The sequence below is a fragment of the Agromyces larvae genome (assembly GCF_022811705.1).
Classification (GTDB): domain Bacteria; phylum Actinomycetota; class Actinomycetes; order Actinomycetales; family Microbacteriaceae; genus Agromyces; species Agromyces larvae.
The window spans coordinates 270,743-291,198 of the sequence record NZ_CP094528.1; the positions used below are offsets into that span (position 1 = coordinate 270,743).

The window sequence follows — 20,456 nt, forward strand, 5'->3', positions numbered from 1 at the left end:
GTCGATTCTAGGTCAACGCCCGGACGTCCTCGTTATTCCGCGTCATCTCGCCGACGCCGGGGCTTCTGCCGGGCGATTCCGTACGCGCGACGGTGCCGCGGGCGCCTCCCCCTGCGCTCCCGAACGAGGCGAGGGGTCAGCGGCAGGCGCTCGCGGCGGCGATCTGCGCGTCGGTGGGGCGGCCGTAGGCCTGGATCCCGGCGCCGGGCCGGTCGTACCCCATGCCGATCGCCCACGCGGTCGCCCACATCTCATGATCGGTGCCTGCGAACTCGGGGCCGTCGAAGATCGCCCGGCACGCGTCGCGGGTCACCTGGGTGTGACCGACCTCGTGCACCACGACCGCCTCGGCGTCCGGGTCGCGCCACGCGTCCGCGATCGAGAACGAGAGCGTGATCAACGACCACTCGTCGCCGTCCATCGCGAAATCGGCGGTGCCGGCGAACCATCCGTCGCTCGGCTTGCCCGCGACCTCGTACGCCCACGCGAAGTCGAGCGCGACCCCGTTCGACAGCGACGCGGCGAACGCCTCGATCTCACCGCGGACGCCGTACGACGGATCGGCGCGGCGCGCCTGCTCCGCCTCGTGCGACACCCGCAGCGCCTCGACCATCTGCGCCAATTCGGTCAGCACCGGGGCGGTGCCATCGGGCGCACTGGTGAGGAAGTCGCCGTCGAGCCGGTACTGCAGGTCGAGCCGGGCGCGGTTCGTGGCCGCCGGGTACGCCGCGAGCTGCGCTTCGGCCTGCTCGAACGCGGTGTCGAAGATGCCGTCGGATGCCTCGTGCACGGCCGTGCGGACGTCTCCGAGTTCGCTCGCGGCCTCGTCGGCGCGGTCGGCCGCGGCGTGCCGGTCGGGCACGAGCTCGAACAGTCGGGCGATCTCGGCGTACCGCTCCCAGGGGAAGGCGAAGCGGTCGGTTCCGATCAGCCCGGTGTCGGATGCCACGGGCCCCGCGGGATCGGACGCGAGGGCGTCGCGCAACCGGTCGACGTCGTCGCCGAACGCCGCCGCGTCGGCATCGGGGATGAGCGCCGGCGTGAAGACGGCCTGGAGCGACTCGGCCCGAAGCAGGTCGGATCCGCCGCGATCGACCTGACGGGCGAAGGCCGCAGACGACTCGTCGAGCCGCCCGGCGGCGACCGACCAGCCCTGCCAGAACCGGGCGTGCAGCTCCGTCGCGACCACGTGCTGCACGAACCCGGCGAGCCCGAGACCGATGACGGCGGCCGCCACGACGAGCGCCGTGAGCGCGCCCCGGCGAGCGCGGGGTGCGTGACGCGGCTCGGCGACCGGGGTGCCGGATGCGGCCGCGTCGCCTGCAGGGGTGGCGCTGCCCGGCTGGGCCGCGGGGGTGCCGGCGGGCGGGGTGTCGGCGGGCGAGGTGTCGGCGGGCTCGGCGTCGAGCGAGCGCTCGACCTCGGTGGCGGGGTCCATCGGGTCCTCTCGAGGTGGGCTGTTCGGGCAGCCTGTCGATGCACGTTATCCGAGCGACGAGACCCGTGGGATCACGATCCCGTCACACTGTCGGAGCCGCCCCGAGGCCGCGTGCGATGCCCCTCGACGAGGAGGGCGGTGACCCCGTCTCGCCCCTGCCCTTGCGCCACTTCGGCGCCGTCCGCGCCAGCCGGGCTGGCGCACCGCGTGCGTACGTGGCGCAGCGCGAAGGGGGATCGCGTTGTGCGCCGCCCGTGCCGGCCGAGCTGGCGCACCGCGTGCGTACGTGGCGCAGCGCGAAGGGGGGCATCGCGCTCGGCGCTGCGTCGGCAGGTGTGGTCGAGCGGGCCGGCGTTCAGCGGGCGAGCGCGGCCGGCAGCTCGGCGAGGCCGGTGATCTCGAGCACGCCGAGGTCGGCCGCGCGCGCTGCGTCGGCGGGCTCGACGACCGCGCCGACCCGGTTCAGCCAGACGCCGGTGAGCCCGGCCTCAGCGGCTCCGATGGCGTCGGTGCGCAGCCGGTCTCCGACGTACGCCGCATCAGCGGGTTCGATGCCGAGCAGCTCGCACGCGTGGTGGAAGATACGCGCGTCGGGCTTCACGATGCCCACCTCGCCGCTCGCGACGAGCAGGTCGACCAGCCGGTCGAGCCCGACCTGGGCGACCTTGCGCTGTTGGAACTCGAGGTCGCCGTTGGTGATGAGCCCGAACCGGATGTCGCCGCGCTTCGCGCGCAGGGCGTCGAGGCAGGCGAGTGCATCGTCGTGCAGCGTCCACGCCGCGCGATAGTGCTCGAAGTACGCGGTGAACCACTCGCCGGCTTCGTCGTCGGTCAGCTCGACCCCGTGCGACGCGGCGAATTCGCGGGCCCGCGCCCGCCGCTGGCCCTCGTAGGCGAGCTCGCCGGCGAGGTAGCGGTGGTAATGGAGCTCTTCGAGGCGATGCCAGTCGGCGATGGCGGCATCGGCGTCGGGGGTGACGATGCCGACCGCGTCGAGATGGGTCAGGATGCCTCGGGCGACCGCGCCCCGGTGGGCGAACAGCGTGTCGTCGAGATCGAACAGCACCGCGGCCGGCAGGGTCATGCGCACGTCTCGGCCGGCCACGACGAACGGGCCGCGGCCGGGTCGGTCTCGGGAGTCACCGCACGATGACGGCGGATCGACGTCGAGCCGTCGCGTCGGGGAAGCACCCCGGGCCCGATTCCCGCGAAGGCGAGGCCGACGTTGCGCGCGGTTGCCGCAGCGGCGTGGTCGCCGACCAGGGCCTGCCACGTCACCGTCGGCCATGCGAGGTCGAACGCCCGGTCAACGCCCGCCCGCACCGCTTCGGCCATGAAACCCTGACCGCGGTGCGGCGCGGCGGCCCAGGAGCCGAGGCCCGCGTGGTCGCGCGCGTTTGGCCACGGGATGGTCGGGTACCGCTCGAACGGCGGATCCTGACCGGCGAGGGTGATGACGTCGACATCGTCGGGAGACGGCCGGTCGAGCACGAGTCGCGCGGTGCGGAGCGAGACGGGCGGCATCTCGGGACTCACCGGCGTCGCAGGAAGCCGACGCGTTCGTACACCGTCGCCAGCGTGCGCTCGGCTCGTTCGGCGGCCTTGTCGGCGCCGACCGCGAGGATGCGGTCGAGTTCGGCCGGGTCGTCGAGCAGTTCGAACGTGCGGGTGCGGATCGGCTCGAGCGCCCCCACCACGACGTCGGCGAGCTCCTTCTTCAGGTCGCCGTAGCCGCGGCCGGCGTACTGCGCTTCGAGGTCGGCGATCGGGGTGCCGGTGATGGTCGCGTAGATGTCGAGCAGGTTGGAGATGCCCGGCTTGGCGGCGGGGTCGTACCGGATGTCCCGTTCGGTGTCGGTGACCGCGCTCTTGATCTTCTTCGCGGTGCGCGCCGGTTCGTCGAGCAGCCGGATGAGGCCCGCGTCGCTCGCCGCCGACTTCGACATCTTCGCGGTCGGCTCCTGCAGGTCGTAGATGCGCGCCGACTCCTTCGGGATGTACGCCTCGGGCACGGTGAACGTCTCGCCGAATCGCGAGTTGAAGCGGCCGGCGAGGTCGCGGGTGAGCTCGAGGTGCTGACGCTGGTCGTCGCCCACGGGCACCAGGTCGGTGCCGTAGAGCAGGATGTCGGCGGCCATCAGCACGGGGTAGGTGAACAGGCCGACGGTCGTGGCATCCGCCCCCTGCTTGGCTGACTTGTCTTTGAACTGGGTCATCCGGCTCGCCTCACCGAAGCCCGTGATGGTGCCGAGCACCCACGCGAGTTCGGCGTGCGCGGGCACGTGCGACTGCACGAACAGCGTCGACCGCAGCGGGTCGACGCCGGCGGCGAGGTACTGCGCGGCGGTGCGGCGGGTCGAGGCGCGCAGCTCGGCCGGGTCCTGCGAGACGGTGATCGCGTGCAGGTCGACGACGCAGTAGATCGGGTCGACCTCGTCTTGCAGCTTCACCCAGTTGACGAGGGCGCCGAGGTAGTTGCCGAGGTGCAGCGAATCGCTGGACGGCTGCATGCCGGAGAAGACGACGGGGCGGGCGGTGTTCATACGAGTCCTTGCAGATCAGATGGCGTAATCGACGACGACGGGCGCGTGATCGGACCATCGCTCGTCGTAGGCGGCCGCACGGTCGACGGTGTACGTCTCGACGGTGTCGGCGAGCGCCCGGGTCGCGAGGTGGTAGTCGATGCGCCAGCCGGTGTCGTTGTCGAACGCTTTGCCGCGCCACGACCACCAGGTGTACGGGCCGTCGACCTCGCCGGCGAACCGGCGGCCCACGTCGACCCAGCCGAGCCCGGCGCCGCGGTTGGCGAGCTCGTCGCCCTCGGCGCCGACGAATCGGTCGAAGTAGGCGCGCTCGTCGGGCAGGAACCCGGCGTTCTTGCGGTTGCCCCGCCAGTTCTTGATGTCGAGGGTGCGGTGGCCCACGTTGAGGTCGCCGAGCACGACGGCGAGCTCGGAGTGCGCGGCGAGCTCGGGCAGCCGCTGCTCCATCGCGTCGAGGAAGCGGTACTTCTCGACCTGCTTCGGGGTGTCGGCCTCGCCGGTGTGCACGTAGGCGCTGACGACGGTGACGACTCGGTCGCCCACCTCGTAGTCGGCCTCGAGCCAGCGCCCCGCGGTGTCGAAGTCGGGGCCGCCGAGTTCGACGCGGTGCAGGCTCGCGCGGTGCCGGCTCGCGATCGCGACGCCCGCGCGGCCCTTGGCGGTGGCGGGGTCGTGCACGATGTCCCAGTCGTCGCCGAGGAGGCCGGTGAGGTCGTCGGTGGAGGCGCGCACCTCCTGCAGCGCGAGGATGTCGACGCCGCGGCCGGCGAGCCAGTCGCCCATGCCTCGGCGGTACGCCGCCCGGATGCCGTTGACGTTCACGGTCGCGATGCGCAGGGGCTTCGAGGGCATGGGATCGATCCTATGGGAGCCCGCGGACATCCCTTCTCCCCGCGGGCGCCTCCTCCCCGTCGGCCCCGTCCGTGCCGGACGCGCGCACACGCTCGAGTTCCGCTTCGGCGCGTTCGAGGCGATGTCGTGCCGGGATCCGGCCGAGCCATCCGGTGGCTTCGAACTCGTCGCGCGCTTCGCGCACCCTGACCTCGGCGGCCGTGATGAGCGCTGCCCGCTCCCGAGCCGCGCGCTCGGCCGCGAGCTGGGCCGGGGTCACCAGACGCAGCGACTCGTGCGCGTCGGCGGCCTCGACCGCGACCCAGCTCGCGGCGACCAGGATCACGATGCTCGTGACGCGGAACCACAGCAGCAGACCGATGAACACCGCGAAGGTCGCCAGCAGCGGGTTCGCGGTGGTGAACGCGAGCACCACCGAGCTGAACAGCTGCAGCAGCGACAACCCCGCGGAGCCGAGCAGCGAGCCGGCCCACATCCGCCGCCACGGCATCGCCGCGCCGGAGAGGAAGCGGAACAGCGCCGCGATCGCGAGCGTGTCGATCGTGAACACCACCAGCAGTGCGCCGCCCTGGAGGAAATAGGTCGACCACCGGGAGGCGAAGTCCCATCCGAGCAGGTCGAGCGTCCAGTCGATGAAGTTCACGGTGACGATCGACATCGCCGAGGCCAGCAGCAGCACGAGCCCGAAGGCCATGGCGGCGACCAGGTCGCGGGCCTTCAGCAGCAGGTAGGAGCGGGAGTCCTTCGGCAGGCCGAACATGCTGCGCACGCCGATGCGCGCGTAGGTGACGAATCCGATCGCCGTCCAGATGAAACCGGCGAGGGCGATCACACCCGTCCAGCCGAGGACGCCGCTCGAGGACTGGGCGATCTGCTCCAGCGCGGACTGGCTGATGACCGCGTTCTCGTCCCCGATGAGACCGGGCGCGTAGGTGTTCACGAGCGTCACGAACGCCGTCATCGCCGGGGCGGAGCCGGTGAGCCAGATGCCGGCGACGGCGAAGACGACGTAGATCCCCGCGAACACCGCGAACAGCGACTGATAGCTCATGCCGGCCGAGAGGATGAAGCCGTTCTGCGCGAGGAAGTGCCGCCACACGCGCACGGGGAACAGGGCCAGGGTCTTCTTCGTGATGGTGGTGACGGTGCGGATCTGCGGGTCGAAGCGTTCGCGCAGGGGCTGGCGCAGGTCTTCGATCCGGTCGCGCAGGTCGGGTCGGTCGTCGACGGGTTCGGATGCCTCGCCGGCGGGCCGCACCCGGTCGACGCCGCCGGCAGGGGAGTCGGGCGCAGGAGCGCCTCGTCTGCCGTTGGAACGTCGCCCGTCGCTCACGTTCTCACCCTAGCGACGGCCGTCGCCGGTGCTCGACGGCCCGCGAGCCGAGGTCGGAAAGCGCGGTCGCGGCGACCGTATGGCGGGATGACCCCCGTTCTAGGGTCAGCTCTGTGTGAATCCCTGATCAAGTGGGAGATTTGCGACAGTGCTACCCCCCGTATTGGTTACCCTCCGAACCTGTCGGCGGGCGCGGCCGGATGCTTGACTCACCGAAGACGTGCGCATTCCTCACTTTTCTATGCGAATGTACCGACTCGACGGGGGAACCGACGATGACCTTCCCGCAGCACCTTCCGCAAGCCGCTCGCTCCCGGCGCGCACGACGCGAACAGGAACGCCGCCGCCGCCGAGGGCTCAGCGCCGCCGTCGCGAGTCTCACCGTCGGGGCGCTGCTGCTGCTCGGAGTGCCCACCACGGCGTTCGCCGAAGAGCCCGTGGGCGATGGCACCGCGGCCGTGGCGACCGCCGATGACGGCGCGCAGGACAGCGGAGCCTCCGCACCCGCGGCGCCGACCGAGGGCGCGGGCGATTCGACCCCGCCGGCCGAGGCGCCGAACGACGAGCCGCCGGCGGGGGAGCCCCCGGCCGGCACGCCCCCCGAGACACGCGACGGCGAGGAGCCGGGCGTCGATGATCCAGGCGCCTCGGAACCGGGCGCGGAGCAGGTCTCGTCCGACCCCGCGGATCCGCTCCCCGGACTCTCCGCCCCCGAGATCGGACCCACGGCGCTCGTCGTCACCCCCGACGGCACCGGCACCGGCACCGGGCCCGACCCCGGCGTGAACCAGGCGAAGGTGATCGCGAACGTGTCGGGCGACCGCAACGCGGCGGACACCGCGATCGTCGGCGTCGCGGGCGTCACCGTCGGCTTCTGGAACCAGAACCAGCCGGGCACGTGGGACGGCCCTCCGGTCGCGACCTGTCTCACCGACGCGAACGGGCAGTGCTGGGCGCTCAGCACCGGCACCACCGGAGCCGAGCGCGCAGTGCGCGCCGCCATCGTGGACGTGCCCGAGGGTTGGCGCATCAACACCTCCCTCGTCACCGGTCTCAACAACGGATCGTTCCAGCAGACCCCCTACTCGGTGGTGAACACGGGCAACCTGGGCTCGGGCCAGACGATCGAGGTCCCGCCCTCGGGGGCGGGTCGCACCACGTCGACGGGCGACTGGCTGCTCTCGCGCGCCAACCCCGGACTCCCGCAGATCTGCGGCCTGAACATCGGGCTGCTCGTCGACCTGTCGGCGTCCGTCGACGCCGCAGGAGCCCAGCAGGACCTGCGCAACGCCGCTGCGGGGTTCGTCAACGCGCTCGCCGGAACCCCGTCGCAGGTCGCGATCCACACGTTCGGCACCCTCAGCCCGGCGGCCGGCAGCAACGCCACGGTGAACGCGGCGAACAGCAGCATCGGGCTCACCCCGACGAGCGGCGCCGGGCTCACCACGCTGCTGAACAAGGCGAACGGGCTCATCACGGGTATCCAGCCCGCGCAGTACACCAACTGGGATCGGGGCCTCTGGAGCTACTTCCCCGACCGCGAGGCACTCGACGTCATCGTCGTGCTCACCGACGGCAACCCCACGCGGTACGACAGCCCCGCCACCGGCGCGGGCATCGACACCCGGTTCATCGAGATGGAGCACTCGCTCGCCTCGGCCAACGCGCTGAAGGCGTCGGGGGTGGCCATGTACTCCGTCGGCATCGGCGCGTTCGACGATCCCGACAACCTCATCGCCGTGAGCGGCCCGATCGAGGGTTCGGATTGGTCGACCGTCGATGACTACGCCGAGCTCGCGGCGCGTCTGCAGGCTCGTGCGAGCGAGGTCTGCGGCGGCACCGTCAACGTCACCAAGCAGATCGTCTCGTCCGACGGGCAGACCGTCACCGACGGATTCGGCTGGCAGATCACCGCCGAGTCCACCGAGGGCGAACCGATCGTGAAGCTCGACCAGGTCGGCGAGGACTACGCCGTGTCCGCCGACGGCACGACCAATCCGTCGGTCGGCTTCCGCATCGACTTCAGCGATGTCGCACCGAGCCATCGGCTGCGCATCACCGAGACCCCGCAGAACGACTTCGATCTGCTGCCGTTCGACAACGGCGACAACATGCGCTGCGACACCGCCAGTGCACCGGGAGAGTGGCTCGACGTCGAGAACATCGAGAACGGCGTGCTCGTCGATGCGCTGTTCGAGCAGACCGTGCGCTGCACGATCCGCAACCAGGCCGTCGAGCAGCAGGCCGACCTGCGCGTCGACAAGCTCTGGCGCATCGACGCAGACGGCGACGGCGTCTACGAGGAGTTCGCCGACGGCCAGACCCTGCCGATCGCCGCGAGCGCATCGCTGCAGTTGGCGGGCAACGACGACCTCCCGGCGGGAGACGGCACGTACGCGTTCGGCGTGGTCGTGCCGAACCTCCGGGTCGATTCGACGGTGGAGATCTCCGAGACCGTCCAGGTGCCCCTGCTCTGCACGAACACGGCGAGCTACGCCCCGCAGCTCAATAACGGCGAGTTCACCCTGACGCAGCCGCAGCCGGCGGTCAACGTGGTGACCCTCACGAACACCGTGACCTGCGAGACGCGCCTCACGCTCGCGAAGAGCCCGCAGGGCGGCCCGGCCGAACCCGACGAGTGGTCGCTCGACGCGCTGCCGAACCCCGGCCCCACGCAGCCGCAGAACCCGCTCGAGTTCGCTGCGGGGGTGAACGGGGTGACCCATGAGATCACTCCGGCATCGGTGTACGCGCTCGCCGAGGACCCGACCACCGAGAACGCCGAGCTCTACTTCCAGGAGTTCGCGCCGACCTTCGCGGAGGTCGTGGACGAACCCGGCGTCCTGCAGTGGGACTCGAACGCGGCGGCCGGGGCGACGGGAACCTGGTTCTGCGTCCTCGCGACCGGCGTCGACGGCCAGGGCGCCCCGATCTTCAGCACCACTCGATTCGACGGGCTGAACGGCGGGGTGAACGTGCCCGCCGGCAACTGGGCTCGCTGCACCGCCACCAACTTCCTGAAGCCGACCATCGAGCTCCAGAAGTGGATCGACCTGGACGGCGACGGCGAACCCGACACGCAGGACGGCGCCGACCAGTGGACGCTCACCGCCGGCGACTGGGTCGCCCCGACCGTCACGAACGGCGTGCAGACGCACACCATGCCGGGCGACCAGGCCGATGTCAGCGGGGCCGGCGGCTTCCCGGCCACCGCGGTCATGCCGGGCGGCTACACGCTGTCCGAGACGGACGCGCCCGACGGCTACGTGAACGGCACGGTGTGGGAGTGCTCCGAGGACGGCGGCGCGTTCGCCGCGATCGAGGGCGACGACGTCACGGTCGAATCCGGTCACGCGCTGGTCTGCCGCATCGTGAACTCCGCCGTGAGCCCGACGATCGAGCTGCGCAAGCTCATCGACCCGAACTCGCCCGGCGGCGACGCGAACGACTGGGAGCTGAGCGCCGCCCAGGGCGGGACGGTGTTCGGCCCGGCGGCCGGCCATCTGCCGGTCACCGAGGTGGCGATCGGCGAACCGATCGTGCTGACCGAGGAGCCGGCGGCCGACTTCGAGCACGCCGACGAATGGGAGGCCGCGGGCCCGTGGGAGTGCTCGATCGACGGCGGCGACGACTTCGAGCTGCAGGACGGCGTGCTGCCGGCGCTCGGCGCGGGCGACGATGCATCCTGCACCATCACGAACCGGCTGAAGCCGTTCACGCCGACCGTGCACAAGGACGTCGTGTCGCTCACCCCGCAGGACGACGGCTCGTGGGAGATCGTCTACGAGATCGTCGTGGAGAACCCGAGCAACTTCGCGTCGGTCGACTACGAGATCGACGACCAGCTCGACTTCGGCGGCGAGATCACGATCAGCCAGGCGACCTACCAGCCGCCGGGGAGCGTGACCGACACGCCCTTCGATCCCGACACCGGCTTCACCGCCGGCGGCACGGTCGCCCCGATCGGCTCCGATCCGAACCCGGCCGTCTGGACGGTGACCGTCGATGCGATCGTCGATGCGGGCGCCTTCACACCGCAGAACGTGCAGTGCCAGCCCGGCGAGCAGCCCGGCGCGGGCGGTTTCCTCAACACCGTCGACCTGCTGGTCGACGACGAGGTGGTCGACCACGACGACGCCTGCGCCGAACCCGTGCTGCCCGAGATCGAGAAGCTCGGCGGCACCGCGGTCGACCACGGCGACGGCACCTTCACCCTGCCGTACACCATCACGGTGACGAACCCGTCGCCCGACACGGCCGTCGTCTACGACCTGGAGGACGCACTCGACCTGCCGGCCGACGTCGAGCAGGTGGGCGATGCCGTCGTCACGGCCGCGCCCGCGGGCGTGACCCCCGTCGACGGATGGACCGGCGTCGCGCCGAACACCCTGCTGGCCGAGGCGGTCGAGCTCGAGGGCGGTGCGGCAGCGCACGTCTACGAGATCGAGGTGGTCGTGCGGCTCGACTCCGCCGACGGCGCCTTCGGCTGCCCCGACGAGAACGGGCTGAACAACGTGGCGACGCTGCACTCGGGCAACCAGGAGCAGGATGCCACGGGCTGCGTCGAGATCGACGTGCCGGACATCGTGCACGACAAGTCCGTCGTGGCGGACTCGGTGAGCCAGGCGTCCGACGGCACCTGGACGATCGCCTACGAGATCCTGGTCGAGAACCTCGACGACGAACTCGGCGGTCTCTACTCGCTCGCCGACGACCTGCACTTCGGCACGGGCAACGACGCATCGGGTGCGACGTTCACGGTCACCCGTGACGGGCTGCCGTACGCGACGTCGTGGGCGGGATCGGGCGACCTCGTCGTCGACGAGTACCTCGCCGGCGGAGCATCCGTGACCTGGGGCATCCTCGTCGAGGGCATCGTGGTCGAAGGGCCGCAGCTGACCCCCGCCCAGACCGCCTGCCCGCAGACCGACGTCGACGGCGCGTTCAACAACGCGGCGATCCTGACCGTGGGCGGCGACGACTCGGTCGACACGGCCTGCTCGGAACCCAGCGCTCCCCAGGTGGCGAAGACGGGCGCCACGGCCGTGCAGCGCGACGACGCGACCTGGGACGTGAGCTACCTGCTCACGGTCACGAACACGTCGGCGGGCGCCAAGCCGGGCATCTACACGCTCGACGACGAGCCGGCGTTCCCGGGCTCGGTCACGGTCAACTCGTACACGATCGAGCGGATCGATCCCGATCCCACGGTGCTGGCCGACGACGTGTCGCCGGTGCCCGACACCATCCCGGTGGTGCCGACGACCGAGATCGAGGCGGGCGGCGAGCATCAGTACCGCATCACGCTGAACGTGACCGTTCCGGCCGGCCTGCCCGCCGATGAGCGGCTCTGCGTGCCCGGCGAACCGGGCACCGGGTTCTTCAACGGGACCACGCTCACGAGCGGCGAGATCGTCGACACCGACGACACCTGCACCGACATCGAAGAGGGCGGCGTTCCCACCGTGGTGAAGGACGACCCGACCGTGACGCAGGCCGGCGACGGCGTCTGGACGGTCGAGTACCAGGTCACGGTCACGGGCAACGAGGAGTTCGTCTCGACCTACACGCTGAGCGACACGCTGCGATTCGGGCCGTCGATCGAGATCCTGAGCGCCGCGTGGTCGGGCGAGGGCGAGAGCGGCAGCTGGGCGAACCCGACGGATGACCCGACGACGGTCATCGTCGCGACCCCGACGCCGATCGGCATCGACGAGGTGCACACCTACACCGTCACGGTGACGGCTGCGGTGGACGCCGCCGCGTTCGAGGATCCGGACACGACGACCTGCGCCGCGTGGGAGGGCGCGCCGAACGTCGGCTTCCTGAACGTGATCCGGCTCGTCAGCGACGGCGCGGTGCAGACCGATGAGGGCTGCGGGGTGCCCGCCGCGCCCGAGATCCTGAAGACGACGGTCGGCGACGTCGTGAAGGTCGACGACGGTGCCGATGCCTACCACTGGGAGGCGACGTACGAGCTGACCGTCACGAACAGCAGCGACACGCAGGCGCTCGTGTACGACCTGATCGACGCGCCGGACTTCGCCGACGGGGTGACGATCACCGATCGCGAGGCCACGAGCGCCGACGTCGCGGTCGACCCCGACTGGAATGGAGCCGAGCCGACGACCGACACGATCGTCGCCGACCAGGAGCTTCCCGCCGGTGCGACCCACACGGTGACGGTCACCGTCTCGTTCACGGTCGCCGACGTGCCCGATGACCCGTCGCTGCTGTGCGAGGGCGAGGGCGGGCAGGGCCTGCTGAACGGCGCGACCGTCGTGTCGGGCGGTGAATGGCGGTCGGAGGCCTGCTTCGACGTGCCGGTCGTCGTGGTGCTCGACAAGTTCTGGGTCATCGACGGCGGTGAGCCCATCCCGAACGGCGAGGTGCCCGGCTTCGACGCGCAGGCCGTGCTCGACGAGGACCAGGTCGACTGGGGGGTCGAGAACGGACCGTATGCGCTGGGCGACACGGTCGGCATCGCCGAGACCGAGGTCGAGATCGACCCGACCTGCCTCTACGTCGGGGCCACCGGGCTGGGCCAGCAGACGCTCGACCGCACGGTCAACACCTACGACGTGATCAACGAGGCCGACTGCGACTACGACGTCGGCATCGAGAAGACGCACGAGCTCGACGAGGGCGAGACCGCCGTCGAGAGCGGCGACGCGTTCACGTGGGTGCTCACGGTCACCAACCTCGACCGCGATGTGACGGATCTCGAGGTCACCGACCTCATCGATCCGACCCTCGCGGTGACGGGCCCGGCCACGTTCGAGACCGACCCCGCGGTCCTGCCGGGGGTGTGGGCGCAGACGTCGGGCGACACCGACAGTGCGTTCGCGGCCTCGTACACCGGGCTGTATCCGTCGGGTGCGGTGACCACCATCCGCATCCCGGTGCTCATGCTGCCCGAAGCGCCGATCGAGACGCCGCCCGCGGTCGACCCGAACGCGCCGCCGCCCGAGGTGCCGCCGCTGGACACCGCTCCGATCCCGAACACCGCGTGCGTGGCGGTCACCGGGGAAGACCCTGCGCGCGACCGTGATCCCGGTCCCGACTGCGCCGACGACGAGGTGCCGGTCAAGCGCATCCAGCCCGCCGCGTATGTGCGCTGCATCGCGGATGTCCCGTGGCTCTACTTCGACATCCAGACCACCGACAACGTGGATCCTGCGCCGATCACGGTGACCTGGACGTCGGCGGACGGCTCGCTCGTGAAGACGGAGCAGGTGCCGTGGGATGCGCGGAACGGCCGGCTGGTCTGGCCCGGGGCCGCGATCGCCGAGAACGGTGTACCGTTCGAGTTCCCGGGCTGGCGGCCGATCACCGAGGCGGATCTCGAGAATCCCGACTCGGTGGTGCCCGGCTACCGGTTCCTCGACCTGATCCTGGACGAGACGAGCCCGACCTTCCCGTGGCGCGGCGAGACGTACACCCCGACCGGCGATCCGACCGACCCCTACACGGTCACGAAGGAACCGCTGTCGGTGACGTTCTCGATCAACCCGTCGCAGTCGGTGCTCGCGGTCTACCCGCAGGCGCTGCCCGCCTGCGCGCTCGACCGGCCGCCGGCCGTCGTCATCGACAAGACGGCGAGCGTGGCCTCCACGACGCCCGACGCGGACTACTCGTACTCGCTGCAGGTGACCTCCACCGGCATCGGCGCGGCGCAGCCCGTGACGCTCATCGATGAGATCCCGTCGCACCTGCGGGTGGATGCGATCACGACGGCCGGGGCGCCCGCGTTCCCGCGCTGGGAGAACTGCGACGTGACCGGCGAGGATTCGGCCGGCTACGGCGGCACGCTCCGATGCGATCTGTACGGCGTCCTGGGGCCGAGCTATCCCGAGGCGCCCGTGGTCGACCTCGCGGTGCACGTGAGGCCCGGCACCACGGTGTCGAGCATCGCGAACACCGGCGAGGTCTGCTGGAGCGAGGTGCAGGGCGACGGCACGATCGGCGCCGAGGTGATCTGCGGTGAGGACACCGTGACGGTCAGCCTGCCGAAGCCGCTCGCGCGCACCGGCTTCCAGGGCGGCGTGCTCGGGTACGCCGGGCTGCTGGTCCTGCTGGGCGGGCTCGTGGTCGCGATCGCGGCGATCCGCCGCCGGAGGGAGGGCCCCGTCGGCTGACGGACGAGGGTTGCGGCGGGCTCGCCTTCGGGGGAACGGCGACCCGACCGCCACCGAGGGGCCGGTCGGGGACCGGCCCCTCGCCCGTCGGCACTTGCCGGACGGCGAAGGGCCGGTGCGATCGCTGGGATCGCACCGGCCCTTCGGCGTCCGACGGATGCTACGGGCGGCCGCGCAGCACGGCCTGCTTCACCTCGGCGATGGCCTTCGTGACCTCGATGCCGCGGGGGCACGCCTCGGTGCAGTTGAAGGTCGTGCGGCAGCGCCACACCCCCTCCTTGTCGTTCAGGATGTCGAGGCGCACCTTGGCCTCGTCGTCGCGCGAGTCGAAGATGAAGCGGTGCGCGTTCACGATCGCGGCGGGGCCGAAGTACTGGCCGTCGGTCCAGAAGACGGGGCACGACGACGTGCACGCGGCGCAGAGGATGCACTTGGTGGTGTCGTCGAAGCGGGCGCGCTCGGCGACCGACTGCACGCGCTCCTTGCCGGGCTCGGGCGTCGTCGAGGCCTGGAGGAACGGCTGCACCTCGCGGTAGGACGCGAAGAACGGCTCCATGTCGACCACGAGGTCCTTCTCGAGGGGCAGGCCCTTGATCGCCTCGACGTAGATCGGCTTCGAGATGTCGAGATCCTTGATCAGCGTCTTGCAGGCGAGCCGGTTGCGGCCGTTGATGCGCATCGCGTCGGACCCGCAGATGCCGTGCGCGCAGGAGCGGCGGAACGTCAGCGAGCCGTCCTGCTCCCACTTGATCTTGTGCAGCGCATCGAGCACCCGGTCGGTGGGGTACATCTGCACGTCGAAGTCCTGCCAGTGCGGCTCGGTGTCGACGTCGGGGTCGAACCGGCGGATCAGGAACGTGACGGTGAACGACTGCACCGGCGCTTCGGCGGCGGGCGGCTGCTCGAGGGTGGCGGTGCTCACGTCAGTACTTCCTCTCCATCGGCTGGTAGCGCGTCACCGTGACCGGTTTCCAGTCGAGCCGGATGTGGTCGGACGCGTCGGACGAGTGCGCGTCGCCCGCCAGATACGCCATGGTGTGCTGCATGTAGTTCTCGTCGTCGCGGTTCGGGAAGTCGTCGCGCATGTGACCGCCGCGGCTCTCCTTGCGGTTGCGCGCCGAGTGCACGACGACCTCGGCGAGGTCGAGCAGGAACCCGAGCTCGACCGCCTCGAGCAGGTCGGTGTTGAACCGCTTGCCCTTGTCCTGTACGGCGATGTGCTTGTACCGCTCGCGCAGCTCGCCGATCACGCCGGCGGCGTGCGCGAGCGACTCGTCGGTGCGGAACACCTGGGCGTTGCGATCCATCTCGTCCTGCAGCTCCTTGCGGATCGCGGCGATCCGCTCGGTGCCGGTCCCGTCGCGAAGGCCCTGCAGCAGCTCGCGGACCTCCTTCGCCGGGTCATCCGGCAGGGGAGGGAAGTCGGCCGTCTTGACGTACTCGACCGCGTTGCGGCCCGCCCGTTTGCCGAACACGTTGATGTCGAGCAGGGAATTGGTGCCGAGACGGTTCGAGCCGTGCACCGACACGCAGGCGCACTCGCCGGCGGCGTACAGGCCCGGCACGACCGTGTCGTTGTCGCGCAGCACCTCGGCGGCGACGTTGGTCGGGATGCCGCCCATCGCGTAGTGCGCGGTCGGCATCACCGGCACGGGCTCGTACACCGGGTCGACGCCCAGGTAGGTGCGTGCGAACTCGGTGATGTCGGGCAGCTTCGTCTCGAGCACCTCGGCGCCGAGGTGCGTGCAGTCGAGCAGCACGTAGTCCTTGTGGGGGCCCGCGCCGCGACCCTCGGCCACCTCCTGCACCATGCAGCGGGCGACGATGTCGCGCGGCGCCAGGTCTTTGATGGTGGGGGCGTAGCGCTCCATGAAGCGCTCGCCGCTCGCGTTGCGCAGGATCGCGCCCTCGCCGCGGGCGCCCTCGGTGAGCAGGATGCCGAGCCCCGCGAGGCCGGTCGGGTGGAATTGGAAGAACTCCATGTCCTCGAGCGGCAGCTGCTTGCGCCAGATGATGCCGACACCGTCGCCCGTGAGGGTGTGCGCGTTCGAGGTGGTCTTGAAGATCTTGCCGAAGCCTCCGGTGGCGAAGATGATCGCCTTGGCCTGGAAGACGTGCAGTTCGCCGGTCGCGAGCTCGTACGCCACGACGCCCGACGGCTGGGGGACGCCGTCCACCTCGGTCATGATCAGGTCGAGCGCGTAGTACTCGTTGTAGAACTCGATGCCGAGCTTGACGCAGTTCTGGAACAGCGTCTGCAGGATCATGTGCCCGGTGCGGTCGGCCGCGTAGCAGGCGCGACGCACGGGTGCCTTGCCGTGGTCGCGGGTGTGCCCGCCGAAGCGGCGCTGGTCGATCTTGCCCTCGGGGGTGCGGTTGAACGGCAGACCCATGTTCTCGAGGTCGATGACCGCGTCGATCGCCTCTTTCGCGAGGATCTCGGCCGCGTCCTGGTCGACGAGGTAGTCGCCGCCCTTCACGGTGTCGAAGGTGTGCCACTCCCAGCTGTCTTCCTCGACGTTCGCGAGGGCGGCGGCCATGCCGCCCTGCGCGGCGCCCGTGTGCGAGCGCGTCGGGTAGAGCTTGGAGATGACGGCGGTCTTCGCGCCGGGGCCGGCCTCGATGGCCGCCCGCATGCCGGCGCCGCCGGCGCCGACGATGACGATGTCGTACTGGTGGTAGTGGACGCCGTCGACGACCTTGGTCTCGGCGTGGGTCTCGCTGGTCACGGGTCTCCTATGCGGCGCAGAACGAGGGGAGGAGCTCGGCGGGCGAGCCGGCCGGGCACGGGTCGAAGGTGAAGATCACGAGGGTGCCGAGCGTGAGCAGCACGACGACGGCGACCAGCAGCGCGCCCTTCAGGATGCGCTGGACGGTGCCCGGGTTCGTGTAGTCGTTCACGAGCGTGCGCATGCCGTTCGCGCCGTGGATGAGCGCGAGCCAGAGCAGCAGGCAGTCCCACCACTTCCAGAAGGGCAGCGCCCACTTGCCGCCGACGAAGCCGAAGTCGATGGCCTTCACGCCCTCGCCGACCATCAGGTTCACGAAGAGGTGGCCGAACACGAGCACCACGAGCACGACGCCCGAGGCCCGCATGTAGATCCAGCCCCATTTCTCCCAGTTGGTGCGGCGGCGACGGGGTTCACCGGGGAACGAGAGTGCAGTCATCCGATGGCTCCTAGTGGCTGAAGACGTTCATGAGGTGCCGCGGCGCGAACCCGAGCATGGTGACGACCCACAGGCCGATCACGATCCAGAAGAGCAGCTTCTGGTGGCGCGTGGCCCAGGACCAGAAGTCGACCAGGATGACTCGGATGCCGTTGAACGCGTGGAACACGATCGCCGCGACCAGCGCGACTTCGCCGAGGCCCATGATCGGCGTCTGGTACGTGCCGATGACCGCGTTGTACGCCTCGGGGCTGACCCGCACCAGCGCGGTGTCGAGGATGTGCACGAGGAGGAAGAAGAAGATGGCGACGCCTGTGATGCGGTGCAGCACCCACGACCACATGCCCTCGCGGCCGCGGTAGAGCGTGCCGCCCGGCCGCTCCTTGGCCGGGGTGGGTGCGGTCAGGGTTCCTGCCTGTGTTCCTGGCATGAACAACCCTCCATGGCTGTGGTGATTCGCCCCGCGATCAGGAGCGCGACGGGCGCGACGGCCCGCACCCGAGTCTATCCCCGGGGGGATGCGCGCGCCGCTTAGGCCCGCCTAAGTCTCTCGATGTCGAGATATCCGGGCGGTGCGAGAACCGATCGGCGGCTCGTCGGCGCCGCCGGCCAGGAGCGGCGGACCGCCACCCCGTCGGACTACGCTGGGCGGATGCACGATGCACAGCTCGACCGCTTCTACAGCGTCATCCCCGCCGGCGGCGTGGGGTCGCGGCTGTGGCCGCTCTCGCGCGCCGACGCCCCCAAGTTCCTGCACGATCTCACCGGCTCGGGGCAGACCCTGCTGAAGGACACCTGGGACCGGCTGGCGCCGCTCTCGGGCGAGCAGCGCATCATGGTCGTCACCGGGCGCGCGCACCGCGCGGCCGTCGAGGCGCAGCTTCCCGCTCTGGCCGATGCGAACATCGTGCTCGAGAGCGAACCGCGCGACTCCACCGCGGCGATCGGACTGGCTGCGGCGATCCTGCACCGCCGCGAACCCGACGTCATCGTCGGCTCCTTCGCCGCCGACCACGTCATCTCGGGCGAGGCGCTGTTCCGCGCGGCCGTCGAGCAGGCGGTCGCCGCCGCCGACGCCGGCTACATCGTCACCATCGGGATCACGCCCACCGAGCCGGCCGTCGGGTTCGGCTACATCGAGTGCGGCGACGACCTCGACGTGCCCGGCACCGAGCACGTCGAGGCGGTGTCGAGCTTCGTCGAGAAGCCCGACCTGGCGACCGCGCGCCGCTACCTCGCCGACGGCAAGCACCTCTGGAACGCCGGCATGTTCATCGCGCGCGCCGACGTGCTGCTCGCCGAACTCGCCCGCACCAAGCCCGACCTGCACGCCGGCCTGGTCGAACTCGCCGCGGCGTGGGACGACCCCTCGACCCGAGGGCCGGCCGTCGACCGCATCTGGCCGAAGCTCGAGAAGATCGCGATCGACTACTCGGTCGCCGAGCCCGCGGCCGCGGCGGGCCGGCTCGCGGTCGTGCGAGGACACTTCCAGTGGGACGACGTCGGCGATTTCGCCTCGCTCGCGAAGCTCAACACCGCGGGTCGCTCGGGCGAACTCGCCATCCTCGGCGAGAACGCGCGCGTGCTCGCCGACGCCTCGAGCGGCATCGTCGTGAGCCGGGCCAAGCGCGTCATCAGCCTCATCGGCGTGAAGGACATCGTGGTCGTCGACACCCCCGACGCGCTGCTGGTCACCACGAGCGAGCACGCCCAGCGGGTGAAGGCCGTCGTCGACGCGCTGCGTCTCGGCGGCTCGAGCGACGTGCTCTAGAGAAAGGACGAACGGATGCCACGCTCCGCACACCGGCTCGCACCGCTGACGATCATCGCGGCATCCGTCGCCCTGCTCGCCGCCTGCTCGGCCCCGCCGCCGTCGGCCACCACCCGGCCCGGCGACGTCTGCGCCCGCATGGTGACCAACTCCGGCGGCCTCGAGGACCGCTCGTTCAACCAGTCGAGCTGGGAGGGGCTGAAGCAGGCCAAGGACGAGCTCGGCGTCACCGTGCTCGCCCTGGTCTCGACCGGTGAGACCGACCTCGCGCCGAACGTGCAGCAGGCCGTCGATTCGGGGTGCCAACTCGTGGTCACCGTCGGATGGGAGCTCGCCGAGGCGACCGCCGACCAGGCGACGAAGAACCCCGACGTCTCGTTCGCGATCGTCGACGAGGTGGTCGAGGCCGACAACGTCAAGCCGGTCGTCTTCGACACCGCGCAGGCCTCCTTCCTCGCCGGGTACCTCGCCGCCGGCGTCACGAAGACCGGCGTCGTGGCGACCTTCGGCGGCGGCAACCAGCCGCCGGTCACGCTCTTCATGGACGGCTTCGTCGACGGGGTCGCCGCCTACAACGCCGCGCACGGCACGCAGGTCATCGCGCTCGGCTGGGACAAGGCCGCGCAGGACGGCGCGTTCACCGGCGACTTCGAGGACATCAACAAGGGCAAGGTCCTGACCGAGGGCTTCATCGACCAGGGTGCCGACGTGATCCTGCCCGTCGCGGGGCAGGTCGGCGAGGGCGCCGCGGCGGCCGCCGTGGAGCGGGGCGAGGTGTCGGTCATCTGGGTCGACAGCGACGGGTTCGAGACGCTGCCGGCCGAGTTCCGACCGGTGATCCTCACGAGCGTGCTGAAGAACACCCAGCAGGCGATGCTCGAGATCGTCGGCGACGTCCTCGACGACGAGTTCACGAACGAGCCGTACGTCGGCACGCTCGAGAACGGGGGCGTCGAGATCGCGCCGTTCCACGACCTCGCGTCGCTCGTCACGCCCGAGCTCGAGGCCGAGATCGAGGCGCTGCGCCAGCAGATCATCGCGGGCGAACTGGTCGTCGAGTCGCCGAGCAGACCGTGAGCTCGGTGCTCATATGAGCACAATGTCGCGACTTCGTAACCATTGCCTTCCTCGTGTGCACGGAGTCTGAGCCGGGATCGTGATCCGCGGTAACGTGATCGCATTCCCGCCTCACCCTTCGGGGTCTCTGTCTTTG

General features: G+C 70.6%; 13 protein-coding genes. 3 read left to right on the forward strand and 10 right to left on the reverse strand.

The features are described from left to right. Positions 1-136 precede the first annotated feature (136 nt). From MTO99_RS01195 to MTO99_RS01220, 6 genes are all read right to left on the reverse strand, one after another. Positions 137-1,438, reverse strand: coding sequence for a hypothetical protein (locus MTO99_RS01195; RefSeq protein ID WP_243556262.1), 1,302 nt, complete (start codon positions 1,436-1,438; stop codon positions 137-139). Positions 1,439-1,793: 355 nt separating this feature from the next. After that, complete coding sequence (locus MTO99_RS01200) at positions 1,794-2,522, reverse strand: HAD family hydrolase (protein WP_243556264.1); 729 nt, start codon at positions 2,520-2,522, stop codon at positions 1,794-1,796. Continuing rightward, the gene (locus MTO99_RS01205) at positions 2,519-2,962 is read right to left on the reverse strand and encodes a GNAT family N-acetyltransferase (protein ID WP_243556266.1); all 444 of its coding nucleotides are present in this window, start codon (positions 2,960-2,962) and stop codon (positions 2,519-2,521) included. The genes MTO99_RS01200 and MTO99_RS01205 overlap by 4 nt, the downstream gene beginning before the upstream one ends. An 8-nt stretch (positions 2,963-2,970) precedes the next feature. Continuing rightward, positions 2,971-3,981: a tryptophan--tRNA ligase gene (trpS, locus tag MTO99_RS01210; RefSeq protein ID WP_243556267.1), complete on the reverse strand. Its 1,011-nt coding sequence runs from the start codon at positions 3,979-3,981 to the stop codon at positions 2,971-2,973. Positions 3,982-3,996: 15 nt separating this feature from the next. Continuing rightward, positions 3,997-4,833 carry an exodeoxyribonuclease III gene (locus MTO99_RS01215; protein WP_243556268.1) on the reverse strand — a complete coding sequence of 279 codons (837 nt, stop codon included), beginning with the start codon at positions 4,831-4,833 and terminating at the stop codon, positions 3,997-3,999. A gap of 10 nt (positions 4,834-4,843) precedes the next feature. Then, positions 4,844-6,166 carry a YihY/virulence factor BrkB family protein gene (locus tag MTO99_RS01220; RefSeq protein WP_243556269.1) on the reverse strand — a complete coding sequence of 441 codons (1,323 nt, stop codon included), beginning with the start codon at positions 6,164-6,166 and terminating at the stop codon, positions 4,844-4,846. A 275-nt stretch (positions 6,167-6,441) separates the two neighbouring features. Here MTO99_RS01220 and MTO99_RS01225 point away from each other — a divergent pair, with 275 nt between their 5' ends. Further along, positions 6,442-14,304: a hypothetical protein gene (locus MTO99_RS01225; protein ID WP_243556270.1), complete on the forward strand. Its 7,863-nt coding sequence runs from the start codon at positions 6,442-6,444 to the stop codon at positions 14,302-14,304. A 160-nt stretch (positions 14,305-14,464) separates the two neighbouring features. Here MTO99_RS01225 and MTO99_RS01230 read toward each other — a convergent pair whose 3' ends face one another. From MTO99_RS01230 to sdhC, 4 genes are read right to left on the reverse strand one after another with little or no spacing between them, the layout of a single operon-like run. After that, a complete protein-coding gene (locus tag MTO99_RS01230; protein ID WP_243556271.1) occupies positions 14,465-15,226 on the reverse strand; it encodes a succinate dehydrogenase iron-sulfur subunit in 762 nt (253 codons plus the stop codon). A gap of 1 nt (position 15,227) precedes the next feature. After that, the gene (sdhA, locus tag MTO99_RS01235; protein ID WP_243556272.1) at positions 15,228-17,033 is read right to left on the reverse strand and encodes a succinate dehydrogenase flavoprotein subunit; all 1,806 of its coding nucleotides are present in this window, start codon (positions 17,031-17,033) and stop codon (positions 15,228-15,230) included. Between the two features lie 7 nt (positions 17,034-17,040). Continuing rightward, positions 17,041-17,472 (reverse strand): succinate dehydrogenase hydrophobic membrane anchor subunit, encoded by a 432-nt coding sequence (locus MTO99_RS01240; protein WP_243556273.1) that lies wholly within the window; start codon positions 17,470-17,472, stop codon positions 17,041-17,043. 10 nt (positions 17,473-17,482) lie between these two features. Further along, entirely contained in the window at positions 17,483-17,902 is a 420-nt protein-coding gene (gene sdhC / locus MTO99_RS01245) for a succinate dehydrogenase, cytochrome b556 subunit (protein WP_243556275.1), read from the reverse strand. Between the two features lie 222 nt (positions 17,903-18,124). On the opposite strand from sdhC, the gene MTO99_RS01250 reads away from it, so the two are divergent. Then, a complete protein-coding gene (locus MTO99_RS01250; RefSeq protein ID WP_243556277.1) occupies positions 18,125-19,243 on the forward strand; it encodes a mannose-1-phosphate guanylyltransferase in 1,119 nt (372 codons plus the stop codon). 15 nt (positions 19,244-19,258) lie between these two features. Then, on the forward strand, positions 19,259-20,320 hold the full coding sequence (locus MTO99_RS01255; RefSeq protein WP_243556279.1) for a BMP family lipoprotein: 1,062 nt from the start codon (positions 19,259-19,261) through the stop codon (positions 20,318-20,320). Positions 20,321-20,456: the final 136 nt, after the last annotated feature.

Excerpts from the sequence above, each read along its gene's own strand:
- MTO99_RS01200 (WP_243556264.1), bottom strand. The coding sequence starts at position 2,522 with ATGACCCTGCCGGCCGCGGTGCTGTTCGATCTCGACGACACGCTGTTC.
- MTO99_RS01215 (WP_243556268.1), bottom strand. The coding sequence starts at position 4,833 with ATGCCCTCGAAGCCCCTGCGCATCGCGACCGTGAACGTCAACGGCATC.
- MTO99_RS01225 (WP_243556270.1), top strand. The coding sequence starts at position 6,442 with ATGACCTTCCCGCAGCACCTTCCGCAAGCCGCTCGCTCCCGGCGCGCA.
- sdhC (WP_243556275.1), bottom strand. The coding sequence starts at position 17,902 with ATGCCAGGAACACAGGCAGGAACCCTGACCGCACCCACCCCGGCCAAG.
- MTO99_RS01255 (WP_243556279.1), top strand. The coding sequence starts at position 19,259 with ATGCCACGCTCCGCACACCGGCTCGCACCGCTGACGATCATCGCGGCA.
- MTO99_RS01250 (WP_243556277.1), top strand. The coding sequence starts at position 18,125 with ATGCACGATGCACAGCTCGACCGCTTCTACAGCGTCATCCCCGCCGGC.
- MTO99_RS01240 (WP_243556273.1), bottom strand. The coding sequence starts at position 17,472 with ATGACTGCACTCTCGTTCCCCGGTGAACCCCGTCGCCGCCGCACCAAC.
- MTO99_RS01195 (WP_243556262.1), bottom strand. The coding sequence starts at position 1,438 with ATGGACCCCGCCACCGAGGTCGAGCGCTCGCTCGACGCCGAGCCCGCC.
- MTO99_RS01205 (WP_243556266.1), bottom strand. The coding sequence starts at position 2,962 with ATGCCGCCCGTCTCGCTCCGCACCGCGCGACTCGTGCTCGACCGGCCG.
- trpS (WP_243556267.1), bottom strand. The coding sequence starts at position 3,981 with ATGAACACCGCCCGCCCCGTCGTCTTCTCCGGCATGCAGCCGTCCAGC.